General features: G+C 36.5%; 27 protein-coding genes. 15 read left to right on the top strand and 12 right to left on the bottom strand.

All coding sequences use genetic code 11. The features are described from left to right. Positions 1-670, bottom strand: a 670-nt coding sequence (locus ABES03_RS24215; protein ID WP_430121520.1) for a hypothetical protein, incomplete at its 3' end; no start/stop codon positions are given. Positions 671-979: 309 nt separating this feature from the next. On the opposite strand from ABES03_RS24215, the gene ABES03_RS24210 reads away from it, so the two are divergent. From ABES03_RS24210 to ABES03_RS24195, 4 genes are all read left to right on the top strand, one after another. Next, positions 980-2050, top strand: coding sequence for a CotH kinase family protein (locus ABES03_RS24210; RefSeq protein WP_430121518.1), 1071 nt, complete (start codon positions 980-982; stop codon positions 2048-2050). Positions 2051-2203: 153 nt separating this feature from the next. Next, positions 2204-2695 (top strand): hypothetical protein, encoded by a 492-nt coding sequence (locus ABES03_RS24205; RefSeq protein WP_430121516.1) that lies wholly within the window; start codon positions 2204-2206, stop codon positions 2693-2695. Between the two features lie 58 nt (positions 2696-2753). Then, positions 2754-3944: a hypothetical protein gene (locus ABES03_RS24200; protein ID WP_430121514.1), complete on the top strand. Its 1191-nt coding sequence runs from the start codon at positions 2754-2756 to the stop codon at positions 3942-3944. A 188-nt stretch (positions 3945-4132) separates the two neighbouring features. Further along, a complete protein-coding gene (locus ABES03_RS24195) occupies positions 4133-4801 on the top strand; it encodes a DUF2642 domain-containing protein (protein ID WP_430121512.1) in 669 nt (222 codons plus the stop codon). A 78-nt stretch (positions 4802-4879) separates the two neighbouring features. Here the strand turns inward: ABES03_RS24195 and ABES03_RS24190 are convergent, their stop codons facing one another. From ABES03_RS24190 to ABES03_RS24180, 3 genes are all read right to left on the bottom strand, one after another. Beyond that, entirely contained in the window at positions 4880-5527 is a 648-nt protein-coding gene (locus ABES03_RS24190; RefSeq protein ID WP_430121510.1) for a phosphatase PAP2 family protein, read from the bottom strand. 156 nt (positions 5528-5683) lie between these two features. Further along, positions 5684-6757, bottom strand: coding sequence for an NAD(P)H-dependent flavin oxidoreductase (locus tag ABES03_RS24185; protein WP_430121508.1), 1074 nt, complete (start codon positions 6755-6757; stop codon positions 5684-5686). 119 nt (positions 6758-6876) lie between these two features. Continuing rightward, positions 6877-7248 (bottom strand): DUF2500 domain-containing protein, encoded by a 372-nt coding sequence (locus ABES03_RS24180; RefSeq protein ID WP_430121506.1) that lies wholly within the window; start codon positions 7246-7248, stop codon positions 6877-6879. A gap of 128 nt (positions 7249-7376) precedes the next feature. Between ABES03_RS24180 and ABES03_RS24175 the strand changes: the two genes are divergently transcribed. The 11 genes from ABES03_RS24175 to ABES03_RS24125 all read left to right on the top strand — a co-directional run bounded on the left by ABES03_RS24175 (position 7377) and on the right by ABES03_RS24125 (position 16361). Continuing rightward, on the top strand, positions 7377-7769 hold the full coding sequence (locus ABES03_RS24175) for a thiol-disulfide oxidoreductase DCC family protein (RefSeq protein ID WP_430121504.1): 393 nt from the start codon (positions 7377-7379) through the stop codon (positions 7767-7769). A 145-nt stretch (positions 7770-7914) separates the two neighbouring features. Beyond that, a complete protein-coding gene (locus ABES03_RS24170; RefSeq protein WP_430121502.1) occupies positions 7915-9105 on the top strand; it encodes a M14 family zinc carboxypeptidase in 1191 nt (396 codons plus the stop codon). A gap of 470 nt (positions 9106-9575) precedes the next feature. After that, positions 9576-11000, top strand: a complete 1425-nt coding sequence (gene treP / locus ABES03_RS24165; protein ID WP_430121500.1) for a PTS system trehalose-specific EIIBC component — start codon at positions 9576-9578, stop codon at positions 10998-11000. An 82-nt stretch (positions 11001-11082) separates the two neighbouring features. Continuing rightward, positions 11083-12750: an alpha,alpha-phosphotrehalase gene (gene treC / locus ABES03_RS24160; RefSeq protein WP_430121498.1), complete on the top strand. Its 1668-nt coding sequence runs from the start codon at positions 11083-11085 to the stop codon at positions 12748-12750. A 14-nt stretch (positions 12751-12764) separates the two neighbouring features. Continuing rightward, positions 12765-13478: a trehalose operon repressor gene (gene treR / locus ABES03_RS24155; protein ID WP_430121496.1), complete on the top strand. Its 714-nt coding sequence runs from the start codon at positions 12765-12767 to the stop codon at positions 13476-13478. Positions 13479-13602: 124 nt separating this feature from the next. Beyond that, complete coding sequence (locus ABES03_RS24150) at positions 13603-14280, top strand: SOS response-associated peptidase (protein WP_430121494.1); 678 nt, start codon at positions 13603-13605, stop codon at positions 14278-14280. 218 nt (positions 14281-14498) lie between these two features. Next, positions 14499-14729 carry a hypothetical protein gene (locus ABES03_RS24145; protein WP_430121492.1) on the top strand — a complete coding sequence of 77 codons (231 nt, stop codon included), beginning with the start codon at positions 14499-14501 and terminating at the stop codon, positions 14727-14729. Positions 14730-14799: 70 nt separating this feature from the next. Beyond that, positions 14800-15018: a hypothetical protein gene (locus ABES03_RS24140; protein ID WP_308084178.1), complete on the top strand. Its 219-nt coding sequence runs from the start codon at positions 14800-14802 to the stop codon at positions 15016-15018. A gap of 28 nt (positions 15019-15046) precedes the next feature. After that, entirely contained in the window at positions 15047-15280 is a 234-nt protein-coding gene (locus ABES03_RS24135) for a hypothetical protein (protein ID WP_430121490.1), read from the top strand. Positions 15281-15479: 199 nt separating this feature from the next. Further along, positions 15480-15650 (top strand): Spo0E family sporulation regulatory protein-aspartic acid phosphatase, encoded by a 171-nt coding sequence (locus ABES03_RS24130; RefSeq protein ID WP_430121488.1) that lies wholly within the window; start codon positions 15480-15482, stop codon positions 15648-15650. An 87-nt stretch (positions 15651-15737) separates the two neighbouring features. After that, entirely contained in the window at positions 15738-16361 is a 624-nt protein-coding gene (locus tag ABES03_RS24125) for an RraA family protein (RefSeq protein ID WP_430121524.1), read from the top strand. Between the two features lie 48 nt (positions 16362-16409). Here ABES03_RS24125 and ABES03_RS24120 read toward each other — a convergent pair whose 3' ends face one another. The 8 genes from ABES03_RS24120 to ABES03_RS24085 all read right to left on the bottom strand — a co-directional run bounded on the left by ABES03_RS24120 (position 16410) and on the right by ABES03_RS24085 (position 21150). Beyond that, positions 16410-17015 (bottom strand): hypothetical protein, encoded by a 606-nt coding sequence (locus tag ABES03_RS24120; protein WP_430121486.1) that lies wholly within the window; start codon positions 17013-17015, stop codon positions 16410-16412. Between the two features lie 85 nt (positions 17016-17100). Then, positions 17101-17346 (bottom strand): hypothetical protein, encoded by a 246-nt coding sequence (locus tag ABES03_RS24115; protein ID WP_430121484.1) that lies wholly within the window; start codon positions 17344-17346, stop codon positions 17101-17103. Positions 17347-17497: 151 nt separating this feature from the next. After that, complete coding sequence (locus ABES03_RS24110; RefSeq protein WP_430121482.1) at positions 17498-17980, bottom strand: hypothetical protein; 483 nt, start codon at positions 17978-17980, stop codon at positions 17498-17500. 41 nt (positions 17981-18021) lie between these two features. Beyond that, positions 18022-18459: a GNAT family N-acetyltransferase gene (locus ABES03_RS24105; RefSeq protein ID WP_430121480.1), complete on the bottom strand. Its 438-nt coding sequence runs from the start codon at positions 18457-18459 to the stop codon at positions 18022-18024. 310 nt (positions 18460-18769) lie between these two features. Next, on the bottom strand, positions 18770-19168 hold the full coding sequence (locus ABES03_RS24100) for a hypothetical protein (RefSeq protein WP_430121478.1): 399 nt from the start codon (positions 19166-19168) through the stop codon (positions 18770-18772). Between the two features lie 102 nt (positions 19169-19270). After that, the gene (locus tag ABES03_RS24095) at positions 19271-19576 is read right to left on the bottom strand and encodes a hypothetical protein (RefSeq protein ID WP_430121476.1); all 306 of its coding nucleotides are present in this window, start codon (positions 19574-19576) and stop codon (positions 19271-19273) included. 133 nt (positions 19577-19709) lie between these two features. Continuing rightward, positions 19710-20531, bottom strand: a complete 822-nt coding sequence (locus ABES03_RS24090) for an alpha/beta fold hydrolase (RefSeq protein WP_430121474.1) — start codon at positions 20529-20531, stop codon at positions 19710-19712. Between the two features lie 217 nt (positions 20532-20748). Continuing rightward, positions 20749-21150 carry an SET domain-containing protein gene (locus tag ABES03_RS24085; protein ID WP_430121472.1) on the bottom strand — a complete coding sequence of 134 codons (402 nt, stop codon included), beginning with the start codon at positions 21148-21150 and terminating at the stop codon, positions 20749-20751. Positions 21151-21288: the final 138 nt, after the last annotated feature.

The following is a 21288-nucleotide window of genomic DNA, read 5'->3' as shown; positions in this document are numbered from 1 at the left end:
CCCTTGCTGCCGTGACTTCCACTGCTACCGTGGCTTCCATGCCCTTTTTTGCCCTTTGGTCCTTTTTTGCCTTTTGGCCCTTTTTTGCCTTTTTTACCTTTACTTCCGCTACTGCCGTGGCTGCCTCCGTGACTGCCTCCACTGCCGTGGCTTCCACTGCTTCCTCCGTGACTGCCTCCACTATTCCCTGAGCCACTGCTTCCGCTTGAACCGCTACCTCCACTACCACAAGAGCCACTGCTTCCACTTCCGCTTGAACCACTGCCTCCATGACTTCCTCCACTACCGCAAGAGCCATTGCTTCCGCTTCCACATGAACTGCTGCTTCCGCTTCCGCTTGAACCACTGCCTCCATGACTTCCTCCACTACCGCCGGAGCCACTGCCTCCATGACTTCCTCCACTACTGCCGGAGCCACTGCCTCCATGACTTCCTCCGCTACCGCCAGAGCCACTGCCTCCATGACTGCTATTGCCTTTTTTACCTTTCGGACCTTTTTTGCCCTTTTTACCTTTACTTCCACTACTGCCTCCATGACTACCATCACTGCCGCTGCCTTGTGTTCCTCCTTGGCCTCCGCTGCCACTACCTCCGTGACTACCACTTCCACCATGGCTGCCACTGCCTCCATGACTACCCCCACTACCTCCATGACTGCCGTTGCTTCCATGTGAACCGCTTTTACCTGAGCCTCCAGAACCGGACTTATCTCCTTTTTTCTTACCCACTGGATTATTATTTAAAAACCCATCTACCCCATTTTCCTTAGCTTCTGAAAGTAATTGCTCAATATCAAGCTTTAAAACCATTTTTCCACCACTTTCTTAAAAATTTATATTATCTATTCCAATTTATGAAAATTTAGCGCATTTGCCATAGACAAACATATATTTTTTAGACACATAATATTTTTGGGATTATACACATCCACAACGCTTTACACATATAACTAAAAAAAATACTGTTAAGGGGTATTTACGTGTTAAAATATGAAATTTTTATTAATCCAAAGTGGTTAAGGAAATTGGAAAAGGATATATGGGAGGATGAATTAGTACCAGCAGTATTAAAAATGGGTGATAATCGTCTAAATATAAAGCTTTCCTATAGAGGAAACGTGATAAGAGATAAGAAAAAGAGATCTTATCGAATTGTATTTCAAAAGCCCTATACCTTTAACGGAGCACATGAAATACATCTTAATGCTGAGTATTCTGATGTTTCCATATCAAGAAACAAACTATCACTAGATTTTTTTGATCGTATTGGGGTTATTTCTCCCCACTCTAAGCATGTTCTTCTATATATAAACGGATTTTGCAAAGGTATATATTTGGAAATAGAATCTTTTGATCAATTTCTTCTTAAAAAAAGGAATTTACCGGAAGGTTCGATTATCTATGCAACGAATAACCGAGCAAATTTTTCACTATTAACTAAAAAAAATGAACTTAAAACTCGTTTAGACCAAGGCTACACAATAAAATATGGAAAAAAAGAGGATTTAGAGGAATTAGGACGATTTATAGCCATGATTAATACCTATAAGAATGAGAGTTTTGAAAAAGAAATTCATCATTACCTAGACGTGGATAAATATTTAAAATGGGTTGCAGGGGCTGTTTGTACACAAAATTATGACGGATTTATTCATAATTATGCTTTATATAAAAATAGCGAAACAAATCTATATGAAATAACACCTTGGGATTATGATGGTACATGGGGAAGGAACCTACATGGTAAGTTGTTAGATTATGACTATGTGCCTATAACTGGGTATAATACGCTTACTGGTCGGTTGCTCCATTTTTCAAATTTCAAACGAAAGTATAAAGAAATACTTACAAATATTTTAGAAAATGATTTTACTCTTTCGGTTCAAAAGCCAATCATTAATAGGCTTTTTGATGAATTAACCGCACATCTTCATCAAGATCCCTATTTAACTTCGACAATAGAAAGCTTCGAGAAAGAGAAAGTTGTATTTTTTAACTTTATTAAAAATAGAGGTACGTATCTCAAAGAAAATTTATCAACTCTTATATAACTTTTAGGTATATGGTCATGTATCATATACCTTTTTTTGCCTATTTTTTATCCAGATTATGAAAAAAAGGCTACTTTATTAGTACAACATCATCCCGTGATACATATAGATGCAGTGTAAATGTTTATTTAATAAAAGGAGGAAAAAACTTTTATGGATAGAGAATTAATGAATCAATTTGTGGGTAAAACAATCAGGGTTGACCGGGGAGGTCCAGAATCAAGAAAAGGTAAATTACTTGCCGTATTTGAAGATTACTTTGTACTACTAACAGAAACTGATGGGGTCGTTTACTACAAAACGAACCATATCAGAAGTGTCACAGAAAGCTCAAAAGACGATATGAAATTAGGAATAAATATCCCTGACAAACTAGATTTTAAAACAGCTGAAAACTTTCATAAGCTTTTAGAAAGTATCAGATTCCAATGGGTAAAAATCAATCGTGGCGGCTCTGAATCATTAGAAGGTGTACTCAGTGATGCCAATAAACACTTTGCTTCACTAATTGTTAAGGAAGAAGTTGTGCGTTTCTCCATGAAGCACATTCGAAACATAAGCTACGGCTTAATGGTTGAAAGAAAAAAAGATGACTCTGGTAAATCAGATAATGACAATGATCAGAAAAAGGACGATAACGAGTAACCCATATGTCGCTTCTCCATAAGAGAAGCGACCTATACTAACTAAAGGAGGATTCTTCATGGGGTTAGAAAAATTTTCAGCTGCATTGGATTTACTAAAAGGATTTCATGTAAATCTTTTTGTAGGTGAGAATGTTTATAAAGGAAAATTAATTGGTGTTGAAACAGACCATGTTGTACTAGAAACCGAAAATAAATATATCTTTTATTATAATATCGATAAAATTCAAGCAATCACAAAAAACACAAAACAGTTTAAGGCAGATTTATCTTCAGTAAGCTTTCAAAAAACTCAAAGTTTAAAAGAACTCCTGCACTCCTTTCAAAATACCTGGGTAACCATTTTAGCATTCAACAAACAAAAATTTACTGGAGTCTTAAGTGACATTGATGAAGACTTCGTAACTGTGATAAACGGAGAAGAGCGGATTCTAATCAAAGTTGAACATGTTTCTAACATTTTAAAAGGTGTTATTAAGGAAGAAGAGTCTAAACAGGAAGATGCAAAAGAAACCAAAAATAGCAGCGATAAAGCCAACAAAAGTGATGACGATAAAATAGAGGAATCAAAAGAAGATAAAGATTGTCATTCCTACCAAGAAAAAGAAGACAAATCAAAACAAAAAACAAAGTCATTTTCGAATAAAGGTTCAGAATCGAAATCCAAAGTAGCAGATAAGAAACACGAGGAAATGGATATAGAAGAAAAAGTAATTTGGTCACAACCAATAAAAGTTGAATCAGTTGTTACTCAAACCAAAGAAGTAGTTCACAAAAATAAGAAAAATCATTCTGAAGAAATGACACCAAAAATGGTTGTGGAAATAAAGAAACCACAAAATGAAACGTGTCATAACGACAAAAAGAACGAAGAACCTAAAACAATCAAACCCAATGGTGATGAATCTTTAAAAGATTTGAAACCTGAAATGGAATCAGCCCCTCTCTTTAAAATGGAACCTAAACCTGCCCCACTATTATCAATGCCAAAGAAAGAAGTAAAAACAATAAAAACACACGAAGTTGCACCACATACACCAAAACCAAGCATGTCTCAGAATGGGTCCAATAATAAAGTAGAAAATACTACACATGAAATGAATACAAATGATACTAAGAGTGTTTGGAAACAAAAAGATAAAGAAACACAAGCATTCCGCTTTACAGGTGAACCCGTCCGTCGTGATGAAATAAAAGCTTTCCCGTTTGCCGGATGGCCAAATAGAAGCAAAAGAACTTTTAGATTATAATTACACACCCTCACATGAAATGGAAATAACATACGTTGAACGTTTGGGCCAAATTATCTTTTGCATCCTCAAGTCCTATTACAAATATGAGCTGGGCAGATCCTCATAGATGAATTTAAAAAAATCCCTTTGCTGCTTCAGCCCTTCTCTATTTGTAAATGGAACATTTAAGGAAAGGAAGTGAGTAAATGAGCTTGAAAGATAAGATAGGAAAATATATCAAACTAGAGATTTCGGGAAAGAAAATAATAAGTGGTTTATTAGTAGATATTGGTAGTGATTTATGGGTTGTTTTTAATGGTAATGACTATCTATATATACCTATAGTTCATATACAAAACTGGCAATTCTTGAAACATGATGAAATAGCTGAAATTAGTTTTAATGATGAGCCTACACCAATTTATAACCACAATGAAGAGATATCCTTGAGAAAAACACTAACAGCTGCTAAGGGAATATTTACGGAAATCTATGTAACAAGTAAACAAGCATTACATGGGTATATTATTAGTATCATGAATAATTACTTTGTATTTTATTCCCCTATTTATAAAACGATGTTTATCTCCCTTCACCATCTTAAATGGTTAATCCCTTATACTAGTAACCAACGGCCATATGGCCTTAGTAACTCAAGTCTTCCAGTAAATCCAAGTGGCCTTACATTTGCACGATCATTCGAAGTACAAATTGAGAAATGTGTTGGCGAATTAATTGTCTTCAATATTGGTGAAGATGAGAATGTAATTGGAAAAGTGCAAGGAATTAAAAATAATTTCGTAGAATTAATCAGTGCAAAAGAAGATCCTGTTTTTGTAAATCTGCAGCATATTAAAACCGTTCATATGACTTGAAACCCTGTCTTGTGTTTGAATTATAAACAAGCTTTATAAAACAAAAAGAGTGTCTATGCACACTCTTTTTATACTGAACTATTTGTTTTTTAGAGAAACTGGCTCAGACTTCTCGCCCAAACGAAAGATTAACAGTTCAAATGTAATTCCATAAAGGAAGGTAACAAGAAACATCGAACCCACCATATCAAGAATGACATGTTGTTTAACAAATAGAGTGGATATAATAATTAATGACCCTGTTACGTGGATACATAAATTGGTAATGAGATGCTTGTTTTTTATGTGAAGTGATGCAAGCATAACGGCAAACGTTGTAAGTACATGTATACTCGGAAAACAATTATATGGCCGATCATTTTCATATATCCACTGCACTAGCACTTGAAGAAAGTTATCCCCTTGAATGAATGGTCTTGAGACAGTGGTTTGAAAAAAGAAATAAATAACAAAGCAGATCAGCTCGGCAACCACAATCAAAAGCAATGTTCTTAAATAAACCTTCGTATCCTTATACCAAAAGTAGACTAAAAACATAAATATATACACATACCAAAAAATATACGGAATGATAAAAAACGACAAAAAGGGAATTACTTGATCCACTGTTGTAGAAATATCAAAGGCTTTATGTGAACGGTTATTTAAAAAACTATAAACAATGGCCAAAGCTGGAAATACTAACAAAAATAATAGGTAGGGAGCTTTTTGTATACTTTTTTTCATGCGAGTCCCTCCCCTTAAATAATTGATCATTTTAATCACGAGATTACTAAATAAATATTTTGTCGAACTATTTTCATAATATCATAAAAATAGTGTGTATACATAAATTTTCCAACTGACTCCTGAATACCTTATCCCCATCATTTTTTTGCAAGTTTAACTTCTTTTACAATAACTATCCATTTCCAGTTTTAACCTTTCCATCAATTCCTTAACAGTAATTCTCTTCGCTAATCGCGGGCTCTGTCCTGACCAAAGTGACATACAATCCTTTTTCCCCATAGACGAAGAGGCTTTTCGTATTGTCTTCGTTAATTCATTTTGTATGGGATAGTCAGGCAGTTCATCTTCATATGGGTTCAATATTTCTATAAAACTGTTATTTATTCCCCTAGCCATTTTTCCTGAAAACGCTTTTGTTAGTACAGCTTGTTCTTCTGTTGCCAGTAATATAGCTTCCTTATGAAGAGGATGTGCGCCGCTTTCTTCACATACTAGAAAGGCAGTCCCCATTTGGACACCTAATGCACCGAGTATGTTCGCTGCACAGATCCCCCTCCCATCCATTATGCCCCCTGCAGCGATTAATGGAATACGAATAGAATCCGCGGTTTGTGGAATAAGTGACATCAGTCCTACTAAGCCTCTTTTATCCTCATGATGGAATGTTCCACGGTGTCCGCCTGCTTCCACACCTTGGACAACAACGGCATCCATGCCGACCTGTTCATTAATTATTGCCTCTTGCACCGTTGTTGCCGTGCCAATCAATATGACTGAAGATTCCTTAAGCTTTTTGATTACTTCCTGTGTGGGCACCCCAAAGGTAAAAGAACAAATGGGTACCTTTTCTTCAATGATTATGTTTATGTGTTCTAGAAAGGTCTTGCAGTCTTGTTCAAATGTAGGAAGTGTGAGTTGATTGGTAATATTGTATTGATCCTTAATAGGCTGTAATAAAGCCATCGCTCTTTCCAGATTATCAACATTAGTTGAGTAGGTTGAAGGAACAAATAAATTTACCCCAAAAGGCTTATCGGTTAATTTTCGTATAGTCTTAATTTGTATCTGTAACTGCTCCGGACTCATATACCCAGCCCCTACCATCCCAAGACCACCAGCATTCGATACAGCAGAAACTAGTTCAGGAGAGGTTGGACCGCCAGCCATTGGTGCTTGAATGATTGGATAGTTAACCTTTAATAATTCACTTAATTTATTTTTCCACATATTTGTATACCCCATTTCCGACCGTGTATCCTTCCTTCGCTTCCCTAAATTCAATCTAATACATATAAAGACGAAAAATCTTGGTTTCAGGTTTCGTGTTTTTGCAATATGTGTGAACTTTACAGTCCATCTTGTCTTCGAGTAAAACCATGATAGCGTGTGCCTTGGAAGACGAGTTCTCCTCGATCACCTTCAGCTAACTGACCGTATTCTCGACCATTTACACCAAACTCCATCCGATCGCCACTCTCAACCTGGAACGTTACATAGTACCAAGTACTAGAATGATGATCATTACCGCCATGTCGTACTTGTGTTCGCTTAGAAAACACAACCGCTTCAACGTTTAACCGCGGTTGGCTATTATTAGAACTCCATTCCCTTATACCCCTAATAATGGAAAAAAGTATGATTCCAGCGACAATAATAAAAAATATTGGGAAAATAGTCTGCATAATTGAAAACATATCAAACCCTGTGTAAATATCCATCTCCTAGCCCCCTTTTTGTAGTTAAATAGTAATACGTAAAACACGCGGATTCGTTTCGAATATTTTAATAAGTTCTATTGTTGCTTATATGGTAAGCTAAAAAAAATGAAAAATAGTTGGTGAAACCCATGGAACGAATAATATTATTTGACGGTGTCTGTAATCTTTGCAATAAAAGCGTACAATTTATTATTAAAAGGGATCCGTCCGGAACGTTTAAATTTGCCTCCCTTCAAAGCAGAACAGGTCAAAACCTTTTAATAACGCACGGATTATCAACCGATATAAATAGCTTTGTTTTAATTGATAATAAAAGAATATATGTAAAATCCACTGCCGCTTTACGAGTTAGTTCCCATTTACGTGGTCTTTGGAAAATGCTATCCATATTCCTGTTAGTCCCTCCTTTTTTTCGTGACCGACTTTACGAATGGATTGCCAATAATCGATATAAATGGTTTGGAAAAAAAGATCACTGCCTGCTGCCATTACCTGAGTGGAAAAGCAGATTCCTTGAATAAGCAAACGACAATATCGATTACCTAATTTGATTCTAACATGTAATGGGTATGTAACCATTTGGTGCCTGACACCATAAAAACCTAATAAATTATCCTCAGAAGCATACATTTTACTAATATGTCTAATCTCAACTGGAGGTGCTTCATGGATATTGTTGTTAGGCAAGGGGATTCTCTATGGCACTATAGTCAGTTATTTAAAATAGATTTGCAATTAATTAATGATTCCAATCGGAACGTGCAAGCAAATGCTCTTTCCATTGGGCAAAAGATTCGGATTCCAGGTTTTGTCGCTCAGGAATATCAAATACGCCATGGGGATACTTTATGGAAAATAGCTCAAAATCGTAATCTTGCACTAGAAACCCTGCAACTGGTTAATCCAAACATAAATCCTACTAACATAAAAGTGGGCCAAACAATTAAAGTTCCATTAAGGATAACCTGGAGATTAGTGAACGGCGGACAAAAATACGACTATCAAACCTTGATCACTGATATCAACCGATTACAAGGTGTTTACCCATTTTTACAGACACCTTCAATAGGAAAAACCGTGTTGGGAAAAAGTATTCCTGAGATGGTGATTGGTACTGGTGGGAAGAAGGTTCACTACAATGGATCTTTCCATGCAAATGAATGGATTACTACCCCCATCATTATGACTTTTATAAATGATTACCTATTATCACTAACAAACCACACTGCCATTCGTGGACTTTCAACCAGCAGATTTTACCAGCAAAGCACTTTATCAATTGTACCAATGGTAAACCCAGATGGTGTCGATCTCGTTTTACATGGGCCACCTTCAAGCGCGCCATGGAATACAAGAGTCATTGACTACAATAAAGGCAATACGGATTTTTCTGGATGGAAAGCCAATATTAGAGGTGTTGACCTTAACGATCAATTCCCGGCTAGATGGGAGCTTGAAAAAGCAAGGAACCCTGATCAGCCTGGGCCAAGGGATTACGGTGGTGAAATGCCTCTCTCTGAACCTGAAGCCATTGCGATGGCAGATCTGACAAAAAAACGCGATTTTTCACGAGTGCTCGCGTTCCATACACAGGGTGAAGTGATGTACTGGGGATTTGAAAATCTTGAACCCCCTGAGTCAGAGACATTAGTCAATGAATTTAGTAGAGTAAGTGGTTATGAGCCTGTAAAAACGATAGAAAGCTATGCTGGATATAAAGACTGGTTTATCCAAGATTGGAGGAGGCCAGGATTTACAATTGAGATTGGGAAAGGAATAAACCCTCTCCCTCTTTCCCAATTTGATGAAATTTATCAAAAAACACTTGGAATTTTCTTGGCAGGACTCTATATGTGAAGATTGAATAGGTTGGAATATTCCAACCTATTTTTTATTGTGTAAAAAAAAGAACCCTTGAACAATTGTTCAAAGGTTCAAACGAGAACTTAGTGGTCTAGGCTAAGTTCTCAACAATTAGGAGGTCTAAACTCAGAAGAATTTAAACATCTATAGTTTACCATTTTCACAAAATTCATTCAACGGTTTAATGCTGTAAAGACAAAAAGTGATACAAAAGACATATTAAGATATTACCATTAAGGTCATAGAAACTTTTGCGTGAACCTAAGGTCGTTTACAAATAAAAAATAAATCTAACATTTCTTTGTTGACTTACATGTATATACAAGTTAGAATGAAAACGTACTCACAACTTGTATATACAAGAGGAAAACCTCTAATGTAAACGCACTCAATACTGCTTGTATATATATCAGATACGAAATAGATAATAATGGGGGCAATCCCATTTACAGGGGGAAAGAAAAATGTCTAAGTACACAGAACCTTCAAAGGATTTATTGAAGCACGTTGGAGGAAAAGAAAATATTGCAGCCGTTACCCATTGTGTAACACGTATGCGATTTGTTTTAAATGACCCATCAAAAGCTGATGTTGAAAAAATCGAAGGAATTCAGCTTGTAAAAGGTACATTTACCCAAGCAGGACAGTTCCAAGTTATTATTGGAAATGATGTTTCTAGTTTCTACAACGATTTTGTAAAAATTGCTGGCGTCGAAGGAACATCAAAGGAAGAAGCTAAAGTAGCAGCAAAGCAAAACATGAACTGGTTACAACGAATGATGGGGCATTTGGCTGAAATTTTTACTCCATTAATTCCAGCTCTTGTAGTCGGCGGTTTAATCCTGGGCTTCCGAAATGTAATCGGTGACATTAAATTACTCGAAGATGGAACAAAAACCATCGTTGAAGTTTCTCAATTTTGGGCTGGTGTCCACTCATTCCTTTGGTTAATTGGTGAAGCGATATTCCACTTCTTACCGGTTGGAATCACTTGGTCAGTGGCAAAGAAAATGGGCGCTTCGCAAATTTTGGGTATCGTTTTGGGTATTACCTTAGTATCTCCTCAATTATTAAATGCTTACGGCGTTGCAGGTGCCAAGGAAATTCCAACCTGGGATTTCGGTTTTGCTCATATTAAGATGATTGGTTATCAAGCACAAGTTATCCCTGCGATTTTAGCTGGAATTGTATTAGGTTTCTTGGAAACAAGATTACGTAAAATCGTTCCAAACTCAATCTCTATGATTGTTGTTCCGTTTTTCGCATTAGTTCCAACAGTATTAATTGCACACACCATTTTGGGTCCGATTGGTTGGTCTATCGGTTCTGGTATCTCTCATGTAGTTTACACAAGTTTAACTTCTGCGTTTGGCTGGTTATTTGCCGCAATCTTTGGATTTGCATACGCTCCACTAGTTATTACAGGCTTACACCATATGACAAATGCAATTGACCTCCAATTGATGAGTGAGCTTGGTGGTACAAATCTGTGGCCAATGATTGCTTTATCAAATATTGCTCAAGGTTCAGCAGTTCTCGCAATGATTTTTATCAATCGTAAAAATGAAGAAGAAAAGCAGGTTTCAATACCAGCTGCAATTTCCTGTTACTTAGGTGTTACAGAGCCAGCGATGTTCGGTATTAACTTAAAATATGGCTTTCCATTCTTAGCAGCGATGATTGGTTCCATGATTGCTGGTGTTGTTTCAGTAGCAACAGGTGTCATGGCTAACTCAATTGGTGTCGGTGGTCTTCCTGGAATCTTATCCATACAGCCAAAATATATGGCTATGTTTGCAGTATGTATGTTGATTGCAATTGTTGTTCCATTCATTTTAACTAACATCTTTGCAAAAACAGGTATTAAAAAGTTAAATCTAAAAAAATAAAATGACACTCCATTTAGGAGGGAGACCATCTCCCTCCTTTTCCACATTAGAGAAATTCAAAAATAATAGGCAGGTGTTTAGTATGTCAGCAGCATGGTGGAAACAGGCAGTCGTTTATCAAATTTATCCAAAGAGTTTTAATGATACGACCGGAAATGGTACTGGAGATATCCAAGGAATCATTGAAAAATTGGATTATTTAAAAGAACTTGGGGTCGATGTTCTTTGGCTAACCCCTATATATCAATCCCCTCAACGTGACAACGGTTATGATATTAGTGATTATTATTCCATTCATGAAGAATACGGAACGATGGCTGATTTTGAACGGCTTTTGGAACAAGCTCATAAACGTAATATTAAAATTATTATGGATATCGTCATCAATCATACCTCTACCGAACATGAATGGTTTAAGCAGGCTAAGTCCTCAAAGGATAACCCGTACCGTGACTTCTATATTTGGAAAGACGGTAAAAATGGAGAACCGCCCACAAACTGGGAATCAAAATTTGGTGGATCTGCATGGGAATACGATCAAGAAACTGACCAGTGTTACCTTCATTTGTTCGATGTTACACAAGCGGACCTCAATTGGGAAAACAATAAGTTACGCGCGGCGCTCTATGAGATGATGCACTTTTGGTTAAAAAAAGGTGTCGATGGATTCCGCTTGGATGTTATTAATTTAATTTCTAAAGATCAGCACTTCCCTCAAGATGACAGTGATGGTCGGAAATTTTATACAGATGGACCGAGAATTCATGAATTTTTGCATGAAATGAACGAGCAAGTTTTTTCAAAATACAATATTATGACTGTTGGCGAAATGTCCTCTACATCCATTGATAATTGTATTCGTTATACGAATCCTGATCAGGAAGAATTAAATATGACGTTTAGTTTCCATCATCTGAAAGTGGATTATCCAAATGGAGATAAGTGGACAAAAGCAGATTTTGATTTTCAATCATTAAAGCAAATTCTATCTACATGGCAGGTCGAGATGAATCAAGGTGGTGGTTGGAATGCCCTCTTCTGGTGTAATCATGACCAACCACGAGTGGTTTCACGCTTCGGCAATGACCAAACCTATCATATAGAATCTGCTAAAATGTTGGCAACAGCCCTGCATTTAATGCAAGGAACCCCTTATATATATCAAGGGGAGGAATTTGGGATGACGAATCCAAACTTTACTAAGATTGACGACTATCGTGATGTAGAGTCCTTAAATATTTTTAACTTAAAGAAACAGGAAGGGTTAGCAGAACAAGAAATTCTTGAAATTTTAAAGCAAAAATCTCGGGACAATTCTAGAACTCCTGTACAATGGAATGCTAGTGAACACGCTGGCTTTACTACTGGAACACCATGGATTGGTACGGCAGCTAACTACAAAGAAATTAACGCTGAACAAGCGGTTAAAGATAAAGACTCTATTTTCTACCACTACCAAAAGCTAATTCAATTAAGAAAACAATATGATGTGATTACAGATGGTGATTTCGAACTCATTTTGGATAAAGATGAAGAGATATTTGCCTATATTCGGTCGAGTGGCTCTGAAAAATTAGTAGTGATTAATAATTTTTATGGAAAAGAAAAGACATTCCACCTCCCTTCTCATTTAAATCTTGATGAGTTTACAAGTGAGATGTTACTCTCTAATTATAAGGATTCTGCGAAGTTTAGCCGGGAAATCCAAATACGACCATATGAATCACTTGTGTACCACCTGAAAAAATGAACGGAGATGTCACAATGACAAACAAATACCTAACCATCTATAACAATATTGTGGAGCAAATTAAGAGTGGGGAAATTCCACCACAGACGCTTCTTCCCTCAGAAAACGAATTAAAGGAACAATTCGATACATCGAGGGAAACCATTCGGAAAGCGTTAAACCTGCTCTCGCAAAACGGATATATCCAAAAAGTTAGAGGTAAAGGTTCAATTGTCATAGACATTAGTAAGTTTGATTTCCCTGTCTCAGGATTGGTCAGTTTTAAAGAACTTGCCAATAAAATGGGGAGCAAACCAAAAACGATTGTGAATGAGCTTTCTTTAATGAAACCCGATGGATTCATTAGACAACAGTTACAATTAGGAAGTAAAGAACAGGTTTGGAAGGTCGTACGTACAAGGGAAATGAATGGGGAAAAGATTATTTTAGATAAGGATTTCTTAAGTAAAAAGTTTGTTCCGCATTTAACGGAAGAGATTTGTGCTGACTCGATCTACCAATATATTGAAAACGAATTAAATCTAACAATAAGCTTTGCTAAAAAGGAAATTGTCGTAGTTGAGCCTACTTTGGAAGACCGCACCCTTTTAGACTTAGATGGCTTTCATAATGTGGTTGTTATCAAAAATTATGTTTATTTAGATGATGCTACCCTTTTCCAATTTACAGAATCAAGACATAGACCTGATAAATTTCGTTTTGTGGATTTCGCAAGAAGAACACATTGAAAAAAGTAATTTAGGAGCCTTCAAATATAATTGAGGCTCTTTTTTCTACAATCATTGGACTTGTTTCACCTTTTTTGATTTACTTTGCTACAATAAACGTAAATAAACATTGAGGTGACCTAGAATGTGTGGTCGATTTACACTTACTGCTAGCTTGGAAGAAATTTTGGATCGTTATGAAATTAAATCTTTCCTCGATGAAGAATTTTATTCCCCCAGTTATAATATTGCACCTTCTCAGGGTGTGCTTGCAGTGATTAATGATGGAAAGTCAAACAGACTGGGTTATTTAAAATGGGGCTTAATACCCCCATGGGCAAAGGATGCATCTATTGGTCATAAAATGATTAATGCCCGCGCGGAGACTTTAAATAAGAAGCCCAGCTTCCGAAATGCATTTATGAAAAAGCGTTGCTTAGTTATTGCTGATAGCTTTTATGAATGGAAGAGGAACGAAGATAAAACAAAAACCCCTATACGAATCAAACTAAGGTCCAATGAGTTATTTGCAATGGCAGGAATTTGGGAGGGCTGGAAGTCGCCAGGCGGTCAAACAATCCACACTTGTTCGGTTATTACTACAAGGCCAAATGAATTAATGAAGGATATTCATGATCGAATGCCCGTTATATTGAAACCGGAGGATGAGAAAATCTGGCTGGATCCATCTATTACAGACCCACATTTTTTAAATCAATTCCTTGTTCCTCTATATGAGGGTTTAATGGAATCATACCAGGTTTCATCGTTGGTCAATTCGCCAAAAAATAATACGATTGAGCTTATTCAAAAGATTTGTTAGCGCCCTTTTTTAAAAATATTTTTTTCAAATGGACATGTTCACTACATGCACGTACAAGCAAGTACATATGCTGTACTAACCCATAAAAGTTTTCCTTCATTGAAAGTGGTTTACCCCCACTTTCTTTTTTTATGGATTTTTATCACGTTCTGATACTTCCTTCCAGCGAATATATTTAAAGACATCTTCATTTCTAAAAAGAACCATAGGAGGTAAGGATGATTTTTATCCCAACAAAAATCAATATTGGTGATTTGAAGATAAACAGCGCAGATCACACAAGTCCTATTTCATTAGGGTCAAACTTCCTAATAGGTAATAATGTCGCTGGAAAAAAAAATCAAGGTTTTGGCCAGCAAAGTGCAGACCTCTCGATAACAGCCATCCCCATCCACATGATTTTAGATGATGATTGTAGTGACTCACCTTCTGTAAAAAATGATAAATAGCTTGTGCATCTACAACCATGTGTATAACAGAAATTAGTGCATAGGAGTGATTTTATTGAACATTGCACCAATGGCGATTACATTTTTGGGCTTTAAGGTCAATACTGTAGATAATGGTTCCTTTGTTAACTTAGGCCCCTACCAGCTTATTGATCAGTTCCAAACTTATAAACGAAACCAGGGCGTTGGAGAACAAAATGGAGACCTCTCTCCTGTATATATTCCAATTTCTTGGGTAGTAGACCCTGATGTTACAGATAGTAATTCGGTTAAGAACAGCATAATTTAAAGAGAACAGTACTCGGAGGGGGAGCGAAATGATTTTTGCACCGATGATAGTGAATGTTGGAGCTTTAAAAGTTAACGTATTGGACCATGGCTCCCTGCTTAACACGGGCCCAACACAGTTCGTAGACCATTTCATCTCCTACAAACGAAATCAAGGGTATGGAGAACAAAATGGAGATTTTGTCCCAATGATCATCCCTATTTCATATATCCAAGACGCAGACTTAAACGATAGTAATGCTGCCAAAAATAGTATTATTTAAAAAAGTGACTCCACCACCTTTTCTGTGTAATTAATACTACCTTCATATGAAAAATGTACTAGAATGTTCACTAAATGTGAGATGTTTCACTGCAATACCACATTTATTTACCTTATAATTGAACTAAAGTTACTTTCCATATTTATTGTTAAAAATGTAAATACATGTACTAAACTACTTAAATTTGGATGTGGGTATTATGCTAGTGAAGGAACTGACATATAGTGAATTAAAAGCTGCCATCGAGGCTCTTCGAAATGAAATGATTCATTGCGGACTAACTAATGGCCTTACAAACGAAAGAACTGTTCAAATCAGCCAAATATTAGATAACCATATTGCCCAATATCATTCCTTAAAAAATAAATAATGACCAGGAGGACTACATAAAAAAGTCCTCCTTTTTCTGTTTTAAGCTATAATTTATTATAGAAGAATGGGAGAAAGGAGAATGAAAATGGATCAGTTCGCAGCAAAATTTCGCAATATTCCCACTACATGTATTTCCGATGCGATGGACGGTTTAAATAACCTGCATCCAACCATCAAACCACTAAAGGAAGTATATAAACTTGTTGGGAGAGCATTCACAGTCAAAATTCCTGTTGGGGATAATCTTGCAGTACTAAAAGCTATAAACGAGGCAAAACAAGGTGATGTTTTAGTCATTGATGCAAAAGGCGACCATTATCGAGCAATCGCTGGAGACTTTGTTGTTGGAATGGCTCAAACTCTTGGTATTAGTGGATTTGTTGTTGACGGAGTCATTCGTGATATTGTCGGAATAAAAGAATTGAATTTTCCTATCTTTTGTAAGGGAACGACTGTAGCTGCAAGTGGCAAAGCAGGAGTTGGCGAAGTGAATGTTCCAATTTCCTGCGGAGGTACCACTATCCTTCCCGGGGATTTAATTGTTGGGGATGCGGACGGTGTTGTAGTCATTCCACAAACCATTGAGCAAGAGGTATTAGTGAAATCACTCGAGAAATGGAGAAAAGACCAACAAAGAGAAGAACAAATTTCCGGAAATCCAGAAGCTATTCGTAAACATTTGGCTGAACTTCTTGGTAATTCGAAATAAAGAGAATCCCCCCTTCGAATAAGGGGGGATTTTTATAAAAGATTCTGCTCATGAACCAAGATTAATTAGTACCCCATTTGGGTCAATAATTTCATTTTTATCAACTATCGATAGCTTTACTTCTTTCAACATCACAGTTTCTTCTATGATATTTTGTATTTCAAGGACTTTTCTTCCAAAAAGCATCTCCAAGTCCTTCTCCAATCCCTCAATGGGCGTAGAGATGATCATTTTATCAATTTCTGCTTTCTTTCCATCTCCATCTACTGCATCTAAATGTGTTTGTAATTCAATCAAAAATTGATACGGTGTAATTATGAAGGTCCTCCTCTCTCCTAATTCCACTTTCCAGTTCAATAGGTTGGCATTTTCACATATTTCGCTTTTCTCTTCATTTGTCACGAGGAACCCAATATGATCAAACATTACACGTTTTCCAAAACCAAAGCTTATATTTACATTCCCTTTCTTCATTTCAATGATACGAAATATGATCCCTTGATCTCTGAATTCATCCCAGGATAATGGAGGATTAAAGGTTTGAAACGATCCTTTATATTTCCCTAACCGTTGATTTACCCGAAACCCCTGGGCTTGATAAAAGGTCTCCATTTCCTCTAGATGTGGTGTCCAAAAATGGTAATGAAAAAGCACGAACCTCTCCCCTTGCTGTAAAAAGTTATTTTCTATATATGTATTATTTTAACATATTAGAAAATAATGAGGCTTTTTTAGAAGATTACCTGTTTACTAATGGACCTTCCTTTTTTCCCTTTGTATCCCACCACTCACGAACCTCAAATATACCAATTACTTCATTTTTGGCCTTTTCAAATACTTCTACATTTTCGTTAGTAGAATAAGAAAAAATATAATGGGTTAGTGTCTCACTTAACACGCGAAAAGAACTAATTTCTCCATCCTGCATTTCAACCATATAGACTTTCCCACCCTGAACCTCATCCGTTGACGCTAAATTTTTCATTATAACATCACCTCATCTATACTATATTTTCAATTTAACAGATTTATGGGTACTAAAAGTTCAGGAAATTTGAATAATTAACGAATATGAACGGGAATGAAGTCATAGGGTTATTCATAAAAGAGAGGAAGCAGTCATTTTTCTGCTTCCTCTAGTTATGGCGTGAACTCTTTTTTATTAGACTATAACCGATTGAAATCATCACACTTATAATCATACCCAAGCTGAAGGTGATCCAATTAAAATATATCGTATTGGTATATTGATTATACCAGCCAAAACGGTAGATTCTCGATTCTGGTCTCTCTGGCCCTCCTCCAAGTAAGATAACCAAATTCTGAATGTATCTAACTTCCAAGAAGATGAGTACCAAAAATACAACTGCCATACAGCCAAGAAAAGTAAGCCGATTTTTCATACTTATTCCGTTTATTATTTTATAGATCCATCGGCTTAGATAATAAAGAAATAAAAGGTAGAGTGGTACGGTTGGCAATGTAAACAGAATGGCAAAATTACCATTACCGGAATATTGTGAAGGATTCATCGTGCTGGCAGCAATTAATGCAAAACCAATGAGACTCAAAACCATGAAAATAAAACAATTAATCATAAATTTCTTTCTCTGGTTCATTTTTCGCCTCCCCACAAACTACTATTCTATTTATGCAGATTTTAAACCGAATAGTAATAAAAATAGTTCGTTTCCTTCACAAATCCTATTTTTTCATAGAGTCTTTGGGCGTTAACATTCCCCTTGCCTGTTTCAAGCAAAACACCCTTTGCCCCTGATTCTTTTGCAAAATGAAGCGCCGTTTTAATCAGATTCTCCCCTACGCCTTTTCCACGTGCCTCCTGTTTGACATATAAATCATTTAGTACCCAAGAGCGTTTCATGCTCACCGATGAAAACGATGGATAAAGCTGAACAAATCCAAGTGCTGTATTGTCTTCGAAAGCGGCGAAAATAACAGACTCCTCATTTACCATTCTTTCTTTCAAAAACTCTTTAGCTGCATAAAGGTCTGAATCTTGTTGGTAAAACACTCTGTACAAATCAAATAGTTCGGTTACGACTTCAAGTTCATTTATAGTGGCCTTTTGTATAAACATTTCTATCTCCCCCTATTTTTACCAGAATAATACTATATTAATTGTAATTATCAGAAAATACTAGTCTACGAAATAGGGATTATCATTATTTTATTTCAGTTAACAATTTACACAAATTTGTAATTCATAAGAAAAAGCCTTGATTGAACAAGGCTTTTTCTTTTTTGTTTGAGGGCATACCTAATTTTATATTTCTAAACAAGTTAAGATAAACATTTTTATTTTATATCTATAGCCTGAAAAAAAACGTCATTCATTATTGAATGATGGGTCGTCACAAGCCTCCATATCAATCATTAACTGGAGAACTTCAAAAGCCGCTAAATCCTCCATGCCCGAAGTGACCTCCCCAACCGCCATGCCATGGATGACCGTGGTGTCCTCCCCAACCGCCATGCCATGGATGACCATGGAATCCTCCCCATCCGCCATGCCAACCATGGCCAGGAAATCCTCCCATGCCCATGCCGCCCATGCCTGGAAATCCTCCCATACTCATGCCACCCATACCTGGGAATCCACCCATTGTTCCTGCTCCACCCATACCTGGGAATCCACCCATTGTTCCTGCTCCACCCATGCCTGGGAATCCACCCATTGTTCCTGTTCCACCCATGCCTGGGAATCCACCCATTGTTCCTGTTCCACCCATACCTGGGAATCCACCCATTGTCCTCGTTTCACCTGTAAATTGCATTATATTATTCATTAGAGCAACTCTCCTTTGTGTAGGTTACAGTCTAGATTATGTTGAAATTTCAAAAAGGCATGGGCGGGTACCCTTTTTTAGTAAACAAGGCCAACCCTAAACCTATCTAATGGAGTACTCACACATCCATGCTGATCGAGAATCTTGAATGTTAACTCTAATATCATTTTCTCTTGCAGCATAAAACAAAGGAGCCATCACCAATTCTCCTTTAAAATCATCCAGATCCACAAAAGTAGGAGGATACGGGCTTTGTCTAATATGGCATCTAACTTTAACCAACACTTTTTCATAGTCCAAATACGGACCTATCTCAAACCAAAAAAGGACGACTTCATCTTTTGTTACAAAGTTTGTGTAGACCGACTCAATAAATATTAATAACTTTAAAATCTCTACCTTAGTCAAATTCTTGCACTCCTTCAGTATCATACCGATAAAATGGTTAGTTTTATTAGTTTTGACTAAATTGCCTTACTAAAAAACAAGGTCAACCGGAATTTTTTATCCGATTGACCTTGTTTCTTGCTTTATTCAATTATTAACTCATGGTACTCGTCCTAGTTAACCAATCTTTAATTAAACCCTGAACAATTTCACGTTTTTCGATATGTAACATATGTCCCGCTTGATCTAATACAACGAACGTGGCATGAGGAAATTTTTCAAAAAGATCAAAGTGATCTTTGTAACCACAGATTGAATCCTGTTTCCCTAAGATAAAGAGAGCGGGGAGTGAAACCATATCAGCGTCCTGAAATGGTTCTTCCGAAAAGTAATAGCCTTTTTCTCTCCAATTTGACAGTAAAAAATCCCGATTTGCTAATAAGCGACCAGGTTGAATTTCCCGTAAAAAAATTTCGAGGTTTTCTTTATTTTGGATATTCATTAATGTTTCAAACGCTATTCTAATATCTGAATCCAATCCCATTAATGCACCAGTATCTTGATCCTGAATTACTTTTTCAGGAAGAATTCTTTTTTCTTTTAGGTGGAGTGCAGTAGCCAATAAACAAATACTTTTCACAAGGTTTCTCCTTTGGTGCAAAATTCCTTGGGCTAAATATCCACCATACGAAAAGCCTATTAGGGAAAATTCTCGATTTGGAATAATCCGATCAATAAATTCTAAGATATTCAAAAGCATGTCGTCCGAAGTTGCAAACTGATCATCAATCAAACTTTGTCCGTGTGCAGGGATATCAATATATATCCTTTGAAACCCCTCAATATCATTATAAACAGGCTCTAACCAAGCCTTCATCGACCGGTAGTCAGTCCCCATCGAATGCAAAATTAGAATCGGAAAACCGCTACCTGAAATTTCATAATTAATACAACCCTTTGTAACATTGCATTTCATACTACTTCCCAGCCCCTCTCTGGAATTTTCTTAAGTAGTTGAACCCTTCCCCTTAAAAAAACTCCTAAACTCCTCAACATTGGTTAATTCTCTTTTTCCATCTTTTCACAGCATAACTATAAACAAATTGTTGTTACCTCGCAATAAATTATAACTTCTCATAAAAACAAAAGGATAGAAAAGGCGAATATCATCGCTCCTTCTCTATCCTCTTTAATTACTCATTTAGGCTATCTGTTTTTTCCTCTTTGTTGAACCAAAGCGGCTCGTCATCATCCACATCGCCATTATAATTGATAAGAATTTCTTCTCCTGCTTTTATATCCCGATATGCATAAAAGTCAAAAGTGTGATTTGGAAAGTTAATTTCATAAATGGCATTAGGCTGATAAGAATGATTAAATAGCATACCATATCCTAACAAAAGGGCTGTGTGGTTCTGTCCATACTCAAAAGCATAATCAGCTAGCAATGTTTTCTCAATATGAACATGCTCTCTGTTTGGATAAGGAATAACCGGTGCCTCATGGATTAATTCACCTTTTGCTATATCCTGTGTCGCAAATACCCCTCTATTTAATTCTCCATCACTAAGCTTCGATGTCTTTACTTCAATCATTTAATCACCTATTTGTCTTTCCGAGAAGATTTTAATACTACTTACATAAGATTGCCAGTAATTCGGCAAGAATGCAAATATTTTTTCTTATTGTGGTGCCTGACCCCAAATATGTGAGAATTTTTTTCTTCAGTACTT

The sequence above is a fragment of the Neobacillus rhizosphaerae genome (genome assembly GCF_050477885.1).
GTDB classification, from domain to species: Bacteria; Bacillota; Bacilli; order Bacillales; family Cytobacillaceae; genus Neobacillus; species Neobacillus rhizosphaerae_A.
The sequence above is the reverse complement of the archived record's forward strand: the minus strand, read 5'-3'. Positions and strand labels throughout refer to the sequence as shown.